The organism is Vulcaniibacterium gelatinicum (assembly GCF_008033445.1).
GTDB classification, from domain to species: domain Bacteria; phylum Pseudomonadota; class Gammaproteobacteria; order Xanthomonadales; family Xanthomonadaceae; genus Vulcaniibacterium_B; species Vulcaniibacterium_B gelatinicum.
The window spans coordinates 105,525-119,754 of record NZ_VNKO01000004.1 but is presented as its reverse complement, the minus strand read 5'-3'; the positions used below and the strand labels follow the sequence as shown (position 1 = coordinate 119,754).

The 14,230-nt window shown below is 70.4% G+C and carries 11 protein-coding genes and 1 tRNA gene; 10 read left to right on the top strand and 2 right to left on the bottom strand.

The annotated features are described in order from the left end of the window. The first annotated feature begins 2 nt into the window (after nt 1-2). The 10 genes from FPV26_RS03950 (at nt 3) to pnp (ending at nt 12,089) form a co-directional block, all read left to right on the top strand. Complete coding sequence (locus FPV26_RS03950) at nt 3-1,520, top strand: NADH-quinone oxidoreductase subunit M (protein WP_147652474.1); 1,518 nt, start codon at nt 3-5, stop codon at nt 1,518-1,520. Nucleotides 1,521-1,538: 18 nt separating this feature from the next. Then, nucleotides 1,539-2,987: an NADH-quinone oxidoreductase subunit NuoN gene (nuoN, locus tag FPV26_RS03945; RefSeq protein WP_147652415.1), complete on the top strand. Its 1,449-nt coding sequence runs from the start codon at nt 1,539-1,541 to the stop codon at nt 2,985-2,987. A 61-nt stretch (nt 2,988-3,048) separates the two neighbouring features. Further along, nucleotides 3,049-3,125, top strand: a tRNA-Met gene (locus FPV26_RS03940). Nucleotides 3,126-3,309: 184 nt separating this feature from the next. Beyond that, complete coding sequence (rimP, locus tag FPV26_RS03935) at nt 3,310-3,867, top strand: ribosome maturation factor RimP (protein WP_147652414.1); 558 nt, start codon at nt 3,310-3,312, stop codon at nt 3,865-3,867. Between the two features lie 81 nt (nt 3,868-3,948). Beyond that, on the top strand, nt 3,949-5,436 hold the full coding sequence (gene nusA, locus FPV26_RS03930) for a transcription termination factor NusA (RefSeq protein ID WP_147652413.1): 1,488 nt from the start codon (nt 3,949-3,951) through the stop codon (nt 5,434-5,436). Nucleotides 5,437-5,558: 122 nt separating this feature from the next. Next, entirely contained in the window at nt 5,559-8,138 is a 2,580-nt protein-coding gene (gene infB / locus FPV26_RS03925; RefSeq protein ID WP_147652412.1) for a translation initiation factor IF-2, read from the top strand. Nucleotides 8,139-8,145: 7 nt separating this feature from the next. Beyond that, nucleotides 8,146-8,505 (top strand): 30S ribosome-binding factor RbfA, encoded by a 360-nt coding sequence (rbfA, locus tag FPV26_RS03920; RefSeq protein ID WP_147652411.1) that lies wholly within the window; start codon nt 8,146-8,148, stop codon nt 8,503-8,505. Nucleotides 8,506-8,509: 4 nt separating this feature from the next. Further along, nucleotides 8,510-9,478, top strand: coding sequence for a tRNA pseudouridine(55) synthase TruB (gene truB / locus FPV26_RS03915; protein WP_425473047.1), 969 nt, complete (start codon nt 8,510-8,512; stop codon nt 9,476-9,478). Between the two features lie 131 nt (nt 9,479-9,609). Then, nucleotides 9,610-9,870: a 30S ribosomal protein S15 gene (rpsO, locus tag FPV26_RS03910; protein ID WP_147652409.1), complete on the top strand. Its 261-nt coding sequence runs from the start codon at nt 9,610-9,612 to the stop codon at nt 9,868-9,870. Between the two features lie 119 nt (nt 9,871-9,989). Further along, nucleotides 9,990-12,089, top strand: a complete 2,100-nt coding sequence (pnp, locus tag FPV26_RS03905; RefSeq protein ID WP_147652408.1) for a polyribonucleotide nucleotidyltransferase — start codon at nt 9,990-9,992, stop codon at nt 12,087-12,089. Between the two features lie 101 nt (nt 12,090-12,190). On the opposite strand, the gene dinB is transcribed toward pnp, so the two are convergent. Beyond that, nucleotides 12,191-13,285 carry a DNA polymerase IV gene (gene dinB, locus FPV26_RS03900; RefSeq protein WP_147652407.1) on the bottom strand — a complete coding sequence of 365 codons (1,095 nt, stop codon included), beginning with the start codon at nt 13,283-13,285 and terminating at the stop codon, nt 12,191-12,193. A gap of 57 nt (nt 13,286-13,342) precedes the next feature. After that, nucleotides 13,343-14,206 carry a pirin family protein gene (locus tag FPV26_RS03895; protein WP_147652406.1) on the bottom strand — a complete coding sequence of 288 codons (864 nt, stop codon included), beginning with the start codon at nt 14,204-14,206 and terminating at the stop codon, nt 13,343-13,345. Between the last annotated feature and the right edge of the window lie 24 nt (nt 14,207-14,230).

The following is a 14,230-nucleotide window of genomic DNA, read 5'->3' as shown; positions in this document are numbered from 1 at the left end:
ACGTGACCCTCCAGAGCCTGCCCCTGCTGAGCCTGCTGATCTGGCTGCCGATCCTCGGCGGCGCGCTGACCCTGATGCTGGGCAATGCCCGCGCCCAGGCCGCGCGCTGGCTGGCGCTGGCCACCGCACTGGCCACCTTCGCCCTGAGCCTGCCGCTGCTGACCGGCTACGACCCGGCGGTGCCCGGCATGCAGTTCGTCGAGTCGAAGGCGTGGATCCCGGCCTACGACATCCGCTACGCGCTCGGCGCGGACGGCATCTCGATCGCCCTGATCGTGCTGACCACGCTGACCACGGTGCTGGTGCTGATCGGCGCCTGGGGCTCGATCGACCGGCGCGTGAGCCAGTACGTGGCCGCGTTCCTGTTCCTGGAAGGCCTGATGGTCGGCGTGTTCTCCGCGACGGACGCGATGCTGTTCTACGTGTTCTTCGAGGGCATGCTGATCCCGATGTTCATCATCATCGGCGTCTGGGGCGGCCCGCAGCGCGTGTACGCCTCGCTCAAGTTCTTCCTCTACACCTTCCTCGGCTCGGTGTTCATGCTGGTCGGGCTGGTGTACCTGTACCTGAAGGGCGGCAGCTGGCAGCTCGCGGACATGGCCGCGATGCCGCTGTCCATGGCCGAGCAGACCTGGCTGTTCTTCGCCTTCCTGGTGGCGTTCGCGGTCAAGGTGCCGATGTTCCCGGTGCACACCTGGCTCCCCGACGCGCACGTGGAGGCGCCGACCGGCGGCTCGGTGATCCTGGCCGCGATCATGCTGAAGATCGGCGGTTACGGCTTCCTGCGCTTCTCGCTGCCGATCGTGCCCGACGCCAGCCACGAGTTCGCCTGGTTGGTGATCGCGCTGAGCCTGATCGCGGTGGTGTACATCGGCCTGGTCGCGCTGGCCCAGGACGACATGAAGAAGCTGATTGCGTACTCGTCCATCTCGCACATGGGCTTCGTCACGCTCGGCACCTTCATCGCCTTCGCCCTGGTGCGCGAGCAGGGCAACACCGATGCCGCGCGCCTGGGCCTGCAGGGCGCGATGGTGCAGATGATCAGCCACGGCTTCATCTCCGGAGCGATGTTCTCGTGCGTCGGCGTGCTCTACGACCGCATGCACACCCGCATGATCCGCGACTACGGCGGGGTGGTGAACGTGATGCCCTGGTTCGCCGCCTTCGTGGTGCTGTTCGGCATGGCCAACGCCGGCCTGCCGGGCACCTCCGGCTTCGTCGGCGAGTTCATGGTGATCCTGGCCAGCTTCCAGCAGCACCCGCTGCTGGCGTTCACCGCGGCCACGACCCTGATCCTGGGCGCGGCCTACACGCTGTGGATGGTCAAGCGGGTGATCTTCGGCGAGGTCGGCAACGCCCACGTGGCCGAGCTGGAGGACCTCAACCCGCGCGAATGGATCGTGCTCGCCAGCTTCGCCGCCGGCGTGCTGCTGATCGGCGTGTGGCCGAAGCCGCTGACCGACCTGCTGGAGCCCTCGATCGCGCAGCTGGCCAGCCAGCTCGCGGCGAGCAAGCTCTAGTCCGAGGAATTGTTGCCCATGACTCCGACCATGCCCCCCGTCACCGACCTGCTGCCGCTGCTGCCCGAGCTGTGGCTGGTCGGCGCCGCGTTCGCGCTGCTCATGCTCGACCTGTTCCTGGACGAGCGCCACCGCGGGCTCACCCACTGGCTGTCCATCGCCGCGCTCGTGGCCACCGCGGCGCTGATCGGCGCCGGCGCGGGCGGGCAGGGCACGGTGCTGGGCGGCATGTTCGTGCGCGACACCGCGGCCGACGTGCTCAAGTTCGTGACCTGCGTGGTCTCGGCGCTGTCGCTGCTGTACGCCTGGTCGTTCCTGCGCGAGCGCGGGCTGTACAAGGGCGAGGTGCCGGTGATGGTGCTGTTCGCCACCGCCGGCATGATGCTGCTGGTGTCGGCCGGCAGCCTGGTGATGGTGTACCTGGGCCTGGAGATGCTGGCGCTGTGCTCCTACGCGCTGGTGGCGATCGACCGCGACAGCCCGCTCGCCTCCGAGGCCGCGATCAAGTACTTCGTGCTCGGCGCGCTGGCCTCGGGCATGCTGCTGTACGGCCTGTCGCTGACCTACGGCGCGACCGGCACGCTCGACCTGGCCGGGATCCGCGAGGCGATCGCGCTCGGCGGCGCCACGCCGATGCTGCTCACCGGCATGGTGTTCGTGGTCGCCGGCATCGCCTTCAAGTTCGGCGCGGCGCCGTTCCACATGTGGCTGCCGGACGTCTATCACGGCGCGCCCACGCCGATCACCCTGTTCATCGGCTCGGCGCCCAAGCTGGCCGCGTTCGGCATGGCCTACCGCCTGCTCGAGGCCGGCGTCGGCCCGCTCGACGAGCAGTGGCGGCTGCTGGTGGCCGGGCTCGCGGTGGCCTCGCTCGCGATCGGCAACCTGATCGCGCTGATGCAGGCCAACCTCAAGCGCCTGCTCGCGTACTCGACCATCTCGCACGTCGGCTTCCTGTTCCTGGGCCTGGCCGGCGGCGGCGCGCAGGGCTACGCCGCGGCCATGTTCTACGCGATCAGCTACGCGCTGATGACCACCGCCGCGTTCGGCGCGATCGTGGTGCTGGCGCGGCGCGGGTTCGAGGCCGACCGGATCGAGGACTTCAAGGGCCTGAACGCGCGCAACCCGTGGATGGCGGGGCTGGTGCTGTGCGTGATGGCGTCGCTGGCGGGCGTGCCGCCGTTCCTGGGCTTCTGGGCCAAGCTGGCGGTGCTGCGTGCCGCGCTCGAGGGCCAGATGCTGTGGCTGGCGATCGTGGGCGTGGTGTTCGCGGTGATCGGTGCCTTCTACTACCTGAAGGTGGTCAAGGCGATGTACTTCGACGAACCGACCGTGGCCGAGGTCGCGCCGCGCGACGACCGCGCGCTGCAGGTCGCCTTCGGCGCCAACGCCCTGTTGCTGCTGGTGCTGGGCGTGTTCTGGAACCCGATCATGGCCTGGTGCCAGTACGCCTTCGCCGGGATCTGAACGCTGCGTCCGCGCCCAGGCTTGCGGAAGGCGCGGCCGGCCGTTATATTTGTCCGCCTGCTGCGGGGTGGAGCAGTCTGGCAGCTCGTCGGGCTCATAACCCGAAGGTCGCAGGTTCAAATCCTGCCCCCGCTACCAGCCTTATCGCTGGCGAAAAAGGCTCCTCGTGAGCCTTTTTTGTTTCGCGAAGGTCGGGCCTGGCAGCCGCGTCCCGGGACGCGGTCGCCGCCGAAATCCAGCGCACCATGCTGGAATTTTGACAAGGGGCCCGACGGGCCCCTTGTTGTTTTTCGGGACGGATGCTGCACGGAGGGCCGCCGGCATGACCGACAAGGCGACGGAAATCTCGGCGCTGCTCGCGCCCACGGTCGAGGCCGTGGGGCTGGCGCTGCTCGGGGTCGAATACCTGCCCGCGCCGGGCGGCGCGGTGCTGCGCCTGTACATCGACGTGCCGGAAGGCGCGGGCGAGGGTCGCGCGGTCGGCATCGATGATTGCGAGACGGTCAGCCGCGAGGTCTCGGCCCAGCTCGACATCGCCGACCCGATCAGCGGCAACTACACCCTCGAGGTGTCCTCGCCGGGCCTCGACCGGCCGTTGTTCACCCCGGCGCAGTTCGCGCGCTTCGCCGGCGAGACCGCCAAGGTCTCGCTGAAGCTGCCGCAGGACGGGCGCCGCCGGTTCAGCGGCCGGATCGCCGAGGTGCAGGGGGACACCATCGTGTTCGAGGTCGAGGGCGCCGGCCTGGCCGTCGCCTTCGACAACATCGACAAGGCGCGGCTGGTGCCCGACTGGGCGGCGCTGGGGCTGGCCCCGGCCCGGCCCGGGGGCGGCCGCGACGGCAGGCCGGGCCGGCCGAAGAAGGGTGGCCGGCCGGCGTGAGCGCCGGGGCGGCAGGACGGAACAGACAGGGCCCGCGGCGGCCCGCAGCGAGATGAACCGGTTTTCCAGAGGTTTTCGAGAATGAGCAAGGAACTGTTGCTGGTGGTGGACGCGGTCGCCAACGAGAAGGGCGTGCCGGAGTCGGTGATCTTCGAGGCGATCGAGGCCGCCCTGGCGTCGGCCGCCAAGAAGCGCTACCCCGACCAGGACGTGCTGGTGCGGGTCCAGATCGATCCCAAGGACGGCAGCTACCAGACCTTCCGCCGCTGGGAGGTGGTCGCCGACGACGCGGTGATGGAGTCGCCCGATCGCCAGATCCGGCTGATGGACGCGATCGAGGAGGCCGAGGGCGTCGAGGTCGGCGACTACATCGAGGAGCAGATCGAAAACCCCGAGTTCGGCCGCATCGCCGCCCAGGCCGCCAAGCAGGTGATCGTGCAGCGCGTGCGCGAGGCCGAGCGCCAGCAGGTGGTGGACGCGTGGAAGGACCGGGTCGGCGAACTGGTCACCGGCGTGGTCAAGCGCGTCGAGCGCGGCAACGTGTACGTGGACCTGGGCGGCAACGCCGAGGCCTTCATCCCCAAGGACAAGGCGATCCCGCGCGACGTGCTGCGTCCGGGCGACCGCGTGCGCGGCTACCTCTACGACGTGCGCTCCGAGCCGCGCGGCCCGCAGCTGTTCATCAGCCGCGCCGCGCCGGAATTCATGATCGAGCTGTTCAAGCTCGAAGTGCCCGAGGTGGCCCAGGGCCTGGTCGAGATCAAGGCCTGCGCCCGCGACCCGGGCGACCGCGCCAAGATCGCAGTGCTCGCCCACGACACCCGCACCGACCCGATCGGCGCCTGCATCGGCATGCGCGGCTCGCGCGTGCAGGCGGTGACCAACGAACTCAACGGCGAGCGCGTGGACATCGTGCTGTGGTCGGACAACCCGGCCCAGTTCGTGATCAACGCGATGGCCCCGGCCGAGGTCCAGTCCATCATCGTGGACGAGGAGAAGCACTCGATGGACCTGGCGGTGGCCGAGGACAAGCTCGCCCAGGCGATCGGCCGCGGCGGCCAGAACGTGCGCCTGGCCAGCCGCCTGACCGGCTGGCAGCTCAACGTGATGACCGCCGAGCAGGTGCAGGCCAAGAGCGAGGCCGAACAGGCCGCGGCGCGCCAGCTGTTCATGGACAAGCTCGAGGTGGACGAGGAGATCGCCGGCATCCTGGTGTCGGAGGGCTTCACCACGGTCGAGGAGATCGCCTACGTGCCGGTGGCCGAGCTGCTGGCGGTCGAGGGCTTCGACGAGGACATCGTCGAGGAGCTGCGCGACCGCGCCCGCGACGCGCTGCTGAACGAGGCGCTGGCGGTCGAGGAGGAGCTCGAGGAGCACCAGCCCGCCGAGGACCTGCTCTCGCTGCCCGGCATGGACGAGGCCACCGCCTACGTGCTCGCCTCGCGCGGGATCCGCACCCGCGAGGACCTGGCCGAGCAGGCCGTGGACGACATCCTGGACATCGAGGACATGGACGCCGAGCGTGCCGCGGCACTGATCATGGAGGCGCGCAAGCACTGGTTCGAATGAGCCGACCGGACGGCGGGCCCGCGCCCGCCGTCCGGAAGACGTTGTCCGGCGGGCCGGAGCCCGCCCTACAATCGCCATCCCCAGCCCGGGCCCCTGGCCCCGGGACCTGAAACGGAAACGGAATGACGCAGCAAACCACCATCCGCAAGCTGGCCGAGCTGGTGAACACGCCGGTCGAGAAACTGCTGGAGCAGCTGGCCGAGGCCGGCATGAGCTTCAGCGGCCCCGACCAGGTCGTGACCAGCGCCGAAAAGCTGAAGCTGCTCGGCTTCCTCAAGCGCGCCCACGGCAAGACCGAGAAGGCGGCGAGCGAGGTTGCGCCCAAGAAGATCACGCTCAACCGGCGCAAGGTGCAGGAGATCACCGTCGCCGCCGGCCGCACCAAGAGCACGGTCGCGGTCGAGGTGCGGCAGAAGCGCACCTACGTCAAGCCCGCCGAAAGCCTCGAGTCCCACCCCGCCCCGGCGCCGGCGGCGCACGACCCCGAGCGCGAGGAGATCCTGCGCAAGCTCGAGGAGTCGCGCCGCCGCAACCTGGAGGAGCAGCGCCGCCTGGAGGAGGAGGACCGCCGCCGCGCCGAGGAGGAAGCCGAGCGCCGCCGCCGCGAGGAGGAGGAAGCCGAGCGCCGCCGCCGCGAGGAGGTGGTGACCGAGGTCGTGGCCGAGGAGGAGGCGCCCCGGCACAAGCCCGTCCATGGCCACGCCAAGCCCGCCGCGCGCGAGGAGAAGCCGCACAAGCCCAAGCCGCACCGCGGCTCGCATGTCATGGTCACCTCGCTCGAGGACGACGACACCACCGCCCGCTTCGCCGGCCAGCTGCACCTGACCGACTCCGAGCGCGCGCGCCGCTCCAGCGCCCGGTCGAAGCCGAAGGGCAAGCGGCCGCTCGAGCCGGTGCGTGCCGGCAGCGGCCAGCACGGCTTCTCCCGCCCCACCGCGCCGATCGTGCGCGAGGTGGCGATCGGCGACGCGATCACCGTGGCCGACCTGGCGCAGAAGCTCGCGCTCAAGGGCGGCGACGTGGTCAAGGCGCTGTTCAAGATGGGCGTGATGGCGACCATCAACCAGACCATCGACCACGACACCGCGGTGCTGGTGACCGAGGAGCTCGGCCACAAGGCCGTGCGCGCCGAGACCGCCGACGCCGAATCGGCGCTGCTCGCCCAGGTCGAGGAGGTGCAGGGCGAGAAGCTGCCGCGTCCGCCGGTGGTCACGATCATGGGCCACGTGGACCACGGCAAGACCTCGCTGCTGGACTACATCCGCCGCACCAAGGTCGCCGCGGCCGAGGCCGGCGGCATCACCCAGCACATCGGCGCCTACCACGTGGAGACGCCGAAGGGCGTGATCAGCTTCCTCGACACGCCGGGCCACGCCGCCTTCACCCAGATGCGCGCGCGCGGCGCCAAGCTCACCGACATCGTGGTGCTGGTGGTCGCCGCTGACGACGGCGTGATGCCGCAGACGGTGGAGGCGATCCAGCACGCCAAGGCCGCCGGCGTGCCGCTGATCGTGGCGATCAACAAGATCGACAAGTCCGACGCCGACCCGCTGCGGGTCAAGAACGACCTGCTCGCCCACGGCGTGGTCGCCGAGGAGTTCGGTGGCGACACCCAGATGGTGGAGCTGTCGGCCAAGACCGGCCAGGGCGTGGACGACCTGCTGGATGCGATCTCGCTCCAGGCCGAGGTGCTGGAGCTGCGCGCGGTGCGCGACGGCCGGGCGATGGGCGTGGTGATCGAGTCCGCGCTGGACAAGGGCCGCGGCCCGGTGGCGACCGTGCTGGTGCAGCAGGGCACGCTGCGCAAGGGCGACTACCTGGTGTGCGGCGTGCACTACGGCCGCGTGCGCGCGCTGTTCGACGAGAGCGGCCGCCAGGTGCCGGAGGCCACGCCGTCCATCCCGGTGCAGGTGCTCGGCCTGTCGGGCGTGCCCGACGCCGGCGACGATTTCGTCGTGGTCGAGGACGAGCGCCTGGCCAAGGACGTGGCCCAGCAGCGCGACGCCAAGCGGCGCGAGTCGCGCCTGGTCGCCCAGGCCGGCAACCGCATGGAGGACGTGCTGGCGCAGATGGGCCAGGGCGAGGGCCAGCAGACCCTCAACCTGCTGGTCAAGGCCGACGTGCATGGCTCGATGCAGGCCCTGCGCGAGGCCCTGACCGGCCTGTCCAACGACCAGATCCGGATCAACGTGATCGGCGCCGGCGTCGGCGGCATCACCGAGTCCGACGCGATGCTCGCGGCCACTTCCAAGGCCACCGTCATCGGCTTCAACGTCCGCGCCGACGCCTCGGCGCGCAAGGTGATCGAGAACCACGGCGTGGACCTGCGCTACTTCTCGATCATCTACGACGTGATCGACCAGGTGAAGCAGATCGCCTCCGGCGTGCTCGGCAAGGAAGTGCGCGAGGAGATCATCGGCATCGCCGAGGTCCGCGACGTGTTCCGCAGCTCCAAGTTCGGCGCGGTCGCCGGCTGCATGGTGGTCGAGGGCGTCATCCGCCGCGGCAAGCCGATCCGCGTGCTGCGCGACAACACGGTCATCTTCGAGGGCGAGCTGGAATCGCTGCGCCGCTACAAGGAGAACGTGGACGAGGTGCGCAACGGCATGGAGTGCGGCATCGGCGTGAAGGCCTACAACGACGTCAAGGTGGGCGACCACATCGAGTGCTACGAGCGCATCGAGGTCCAGCGCACGCTGTGAGCCGGCCGTGAGGAAATCCTTCCACCGCACCGACCGCCTGTCCGCCCAGTTCCGCAAGGAGCTGGGCGCGCTGGTGCACGCGCTGGTGCGCGAGGAAGGGCTGCCGATGGTCAGCGTCTCCGACGTCGAGGTCACGCGCGACCTGGCCCATGCGAAGGTGTTCGTCACCGCGCTGCAGCCCGAGCGTGGGCAGGAGGCGGTGAAGGCGCTGCAGACCCATGCCGGCGAGTTCCGGCGCGAGCTGGGGCGGATGCTGAAGATCCGCCAGGTGCCGGAACTGCGCTTCCACTACGACGATTCGGTGGACCGCGGCGAGCGCATAGATGCGTTGCTGCGCGACCTCTCGCACGACGACCCGTCCGCCTGAGCCCTTGAAGCGCGCATTCCGCAAGCTCGACGGCCTGTTGCTGCTCGACAAGCCGCGCGGCATGAGCTCGAACCAGGCCCTGCAGCGGGTGCGCCACCTGTTCCGTGCCGAGAAGGCCGGACACACCGGCAGCCTCGATCCGCTCGCCACCGGCCTGCTGCCGGTGTGCTTCGGCGAGGCGACCAAGATCGCCGGCGGCCTGCTCGGCGCACGCAAGGCCTACGAGACCGTGGCCCGGCTCGGCATCGTCACCGATACCGACGACGCCGAGGGCCAGCCCCTGCGCGAGCGGCCGGTGCCGGAACTGAACGTGGGCGCGATCGATGCCGCACTGCGCCGGCTCACCGGCACTCTGCGCCAGCGCCCGCCGGTGTACTCCGCGCTCAAGCGCGGCGGCGAGCCGCTGTACGCCAAGGCCCGGCGCGGGGAAACGGTGGAGGTCGAGGAGCGCGAGGTCGAGGTGCACGCCTTCGAGCTGATCTCGGCCGCCGACCTGCTGCGCGGCGGCGAGCCGGTGCTGCGCCTGTACGTCGAATGCGGGTCGGGCACCTACGTGCGCAGCCTGGTGCGCGACCTGGGCGAGCTGCTCGGCTGCGGGGCGCACGTGGCCGAGCTGCGGCGGCTGTGGGTGGACCCGTTCCGCGAGCCGCGGACGTGGACGCTCGAGGCCCTGGACGACCTGGCCGCGCGCGGCGAGCGGGTGCTCGACGCCTGCCTGCTGCCGGTCGAGGCCGGCATGGTGTCCTGGCCGGCCGTGCGGATCGGCGAGGCGCAGGCGCGGCGGCTGGGGCAGGGGCAGACCCTGGCCGGCCCGTTCCGGCCGGCCGGCAGCGTGGCGGTGTTCGACGAACATGGCCGCGCGCTCGGGCTCGGCGAGGTGGACGGCAACGGCCGGTTGCGCCCGCAGCGCCTGTTCAGTTGGGCCACGGTGGGGCCCGCGCCGTCCGGCGGCGCGGCTGCGCCTTGTCCGTAAACCCCCGCGCGGGCTACAATTCCGCGGCTCACCCGAGCACTTGCGCAGTTTCCACACCCCAACCGGCGGGCCAGGCGGTGCGGTCCGGGAGATCCCGGCGTTCCTGCAGGCCGCGCATCACGAGGCATTCCATGTCCATTGACACCGGCAAGATCATCAACGAATTCAAGCGCGGCGAGAGCGATACCGGCTCGCCCGAGGTCCAGGTGGCCCTGCTCACCGCGCGCATCGAGCAGCTGACCGAGCACTTCAAGGTCCACAAGCAGGACCACCACAGCCGGCGTGGCCTGCTGATGATGGTCAACCGCCGCCGCAGCCTGCTCGACTACCTCAAGCGCAAGGACGGCGAACGCTACAAGGCCCTGATCGAGAAGCTCGGTCTGCGGCGCTGAACCCCACCCGCCGCGGCGCAGCGATGCGCCGCGGCTTTTTTGGGCCCATGGCCTGCACTTCATCGCCGCCGGAGCAGGGGCTCCGTGCGGCCGGCATCGAACCGAAGGAAATCACCAACGTGGCAAAAATCACCAAGAGCTTCCAGTACGGTCAACACACCGTGACCCTCGAGACCGGCGAGATCGCCCGCCAGGCAGGCGGCGCCGTGCTGGTCAACGTGGATGGGACCGTGCTGCTGGTCACCGCGGTCGCGGCCAAGACCGCGCGCGAGGGGCAGGACTTCTTCCCGCTCACCGTGGACTACCAGGAGAAGTTCTACGCCGGCGGCCGCATTCCCGGCGGCTTCTTCAAGCGTGAGGGCCGTCCGACCGAGAAGGAGACGCTGACCGCGCGCCTGATCGACCGCCCGATCCGCCCGCTGTTCCCGGAAGAGTTCAAGAACGAGGTCCAGATCATCGCCACGGTGATGTCGCTGAACCCGGAGATCGACGGCGACATCCCGGCCATGATCGGCGCCTCGGCCGCGCTCGCGCTCACCGGCTGCCCGTTCCAGGGCCCGATCGGCGCGGCCAAGGTCGGCTACAGGAACGGCCAGTACATCCTCAACCCGACCACCTCGCAGCTCGCCGAATCCGAGCTCGAGCTGGTCGTCGCCGGCACCAGGGACGCGGTGCTGATGGTCGAGTCCGAGGCCAAGGAGCTGCCGGAAGACGTGATGCTCGGCGCGGTGGTGTTCGGCCACCAGGCGATGCAGGTGGCCATTGACGCGATCAACGCCCTGGTCGCCGAGGCCGGCAAGCCGAAGTGGGACTGGCAGCCGCCGGCCAAGAACGAGGCCATGATCGCCGCGCTCAAGGCCCAGATCGGCGACCGCCTCGCCCAGGCGTTCCAGATCCGCGACAAGCTCGAGCGCCGCGACGCGATCGCCGCGCTGAAGAAGCAGGTGCTGGAGGCGCTGGCGCCGCAGGCCGAGGCCAACGGCTGGAACCCGGCCGAGATCGCCAAGGAGTTCGGCGAGCTCGAGTACCGCACCATGCGCGACGCGGTGCTGCAGACCAAGGTGCGCATCGACGGCCGCGCGCTCGACACCGTGCGTCCGATCACCGCCAAGGTCGGCGTGCTGCCGCGCACCCACGGCTCGGCGCTGTTCACCCGCGGCGAGACCCAGGCGCTGGTGGTGGTCACCCTCGGCACGGCGCGCGACGGCCAGATCATCGATGCGATCTCGGGCGAGTACCGCGAGCACTTCCTGTTCCACTACAACTTCCCGCCGTACTCGGTCGGCGAGGCCGGGCGCATGATGGGCCCGAAGCGCCGCGAGATCGGCCACGGCCGCCTGGCGCGCCGCGGCGTGCAGGCGGTGATGCCGACGATGGAGGAGTTCCCGTACACCATCCGCGTGGTGTCGGAGATCACCGAGTCGAACGGCTCCTCGTCCATGGCCTCGGTGTGCGGCTCCTCGCTGGCGCTGATGGACGCCGGCGTGCCGGTCAAGGCGCCGGTGGCCGGCATCGCCATGGGCCTGGTCAAGGAAGGCGACCAGTACGTGGTGCTGAGCGACATCCTCGGCGACGAGGATCACCTCGGCGACATGGACTTCAAGGTCGCCGGCAGCGAGCGCGGTGTGACCGCGCTGCAGATGGACATCAAGATCCAGGGCATCACCGAGGAGATCATGCGCACCGCGCTGGCCCAGGCCAGGCAGGGGCGCCTGCACATCCTCGGCGAGATGGCCAAGGCGATCACCGCGCCGCGCGCCGAGCTGTCCGAGTACGCGCCGCGCCTGCTGACCATGAAGATCCACCCGGACAAGATCCGCGAGGTGATCGGCAAGGGCGGCGCCACGATCCAGGCGATCACCAAGGAAACCGGCACCCAGATCGACATCCAGGACGACGGCACCATCGTCATCGCCTCGGTCAACGCCGCCGCGGCGCAGGCCGCCAAGGCGCGCATCGAGCAGATCACCTCGGACGTCGAGCCCGGTCGCGTGTACGAGGGCAAGGTCGTCAAGATCATGGACTTCGGCGCGTTCGTGACCATCCTGCCGGGCAAGGACGGCCTGGTGCACGTCTCGCAGATTTCCAACGAGCGGGTCGAGAAGGTCTCCGACAAGCTCAAGGAAGGCGACGTGGTGAAGGTCAAGGTGCTGGAAGTGGACAAGCAGGGCCGCATCCGCCTGTCCATCAAGGCGGTCACCGAGGACGCCGTCGCCTGACCGGCGCGGCGACCGCGGCGCATCCGGAAAAAGCGGGCTTCGGCCCGCTTTTTTCATGCGCGTTCCGGCCGCAGGCGGCGAGGGGCGCCTGGCGGCCGGGGTCAGCCGCCGCCGAACAGGTCGCGCTGCGCCTCCAGCCGCGCCTCGTCGGCGAATCCGGACAGACCCACGCCGGCCAGGCGGTAGCGCGTCCGCGGCGGCAGGTCCACGCGCTCGCGCAGCGCGCAGGCGATCCCGGCCAGCTCCTGCGCGCTGCGCGGGCGTTCGGGCGGGGTCAGGCTGCGGCTGAGGATGCGGAAGTCGGAGGTCTTCAGTTTCAGCACCACGGTGCGGGCGACGCGGTGCGGGTCGCGCCGGCGCTCGTCCTCGTAGTGTTCCCAGGTCCTGGCCGCGAGCCGGCGGATGTGCGGTTCGAGTTCGGCCAGCAACAGGTCGTGCTCGAAGGTGTCCTCGCTGGAGAGCTGCATCGTCGGCCGCTCGGTCACCACCGGGCTGTCGTCGAGCCCGCGCGAGAGTTCGTGCAGGCGCAGGCCCCAGCGGCCGAAGCGGCGTTCCAGTTCCGCCGCGCCGCAGGCGCGCAATTCGCCCACGGTGGTGATGCCGAGCTCGGCCAGGCGGCGTTCCATCACCTTGCCCACGCCCGGCAGGCGCGCGACCGGCAGCGGAGTGAGGAAGGCCTCCGCCTGCTGCGGCCGGATCACGAACAGCCCGTCGGGCTTGTTCCAGTCGCTGGCGATCTTGGCCAGGAACTTGTTCGGCGCCACGCCGGCGGAGGCGGTGAGCCCGGTCTCCTCGCGGATCGCGGCGCGGATCGCCTGCGCGGTGGCGGTCGCGCTCGGCAGGCCGCTCCTGGTCACGGTCACGTCGAGGTAGGCCTCGTCGAGCGAGAGTGGTTCGATCAGGTCGGTGTGGCGGGCGAAGATCTCCCGCACCTGCCGCGACACGGCCTTGTAGCGCGGGAAGTCCGGCGGCACGAACACCGCCTGCGGGCACAGCCGCTCGGCGCGCACCGCGGGCATCGCCGAACGCACGCCGAACCGGCGCGCCTCGTAGCTCGCCGCGCACACCACCGAGCGCGGCCCGCGCCAGGCGACGACCACCGGCCGGCCGCGCAGCGACGGATCGTCGCGCTGCTCCACCGACGCGTAGAACGCGTCCATGTCCACGTGGATGATCTTGCGCGGCGCTGCGGTCACGCCGCCGATTCTAGGCCGTAGCCGGGCAACGGCCCGCCGTGCGTGCGTGACGATCCGTCAGCCCAGACGACCGAACCGGCCGCTGTTGAAGTCGGCGATCGCCTGGCGGATCTCCTCGACCGTGTTCATCACGAACGGGCCGTAGCCGACGATCGGTTCGTCGAGCGGCTCGCCCGAGAGCACCAGCACGGTGGCGTCGTCGTTGGCCTCGATCTCGAAGCCGCTGCCGGCGCGGTCGAGGATCACCAGCTGCATCTGGCGTGCGACGTGCTGGCCGTTGACCAGCACGGTGCCGTGCAGCACCGCCAGCGCGAGCGTGCGCCCTTCGGCGATGTCGAAGCGCGCCTTGCCGCCGGTGGCCAGGCGCAGGTCCCACACGTCCATCGGCGTGAAGGTGCGCGCAGGCCCGCGCCGGCCCGCGTATTCGCCGGCGATCACGCGCATCCGGCCGGCGCCGTCGGGCAGGTCCACCACGGGGATGTCGGCGGCGAGCAGGGTCTGGTAGCCGGGGGACGCCATCTTGTCGCGCGCCGGCAGGTTCACCCACAGCTGCACCATCTCCATGGTGCCGCCGTTGCGGGTGAACTCCTGCGAATGGAACTCCTCGTGCAGGATGCCCGAGGCCGCGGTCATCCACTGCACGTCGCCGGGGCCGATCTTTCCGCCCGCACCGGTGGAGTCGCGGTGTTCCAGCTCGCCCGAGTACACGATGGTCACGGTCTCGAAGCCGCGGTGCGGATGCACGCCCACCCCGCGCGGCCGCGCGGCCGGCTCGAACCGGGTCGGCGCGGCGTAGTCCAGCATCAGGAACGGGCTGATCTGGCGCGCGAGGTTGTCGTAGGAGAACAGCGAACGCACCGGGAAACCGTCGCCGACCCAGTGCTGGGGCGCGGCGGTGTGGATGCCGAGGACCTTCTTCATGGGCTCTCCCGATCGGGGGGCACG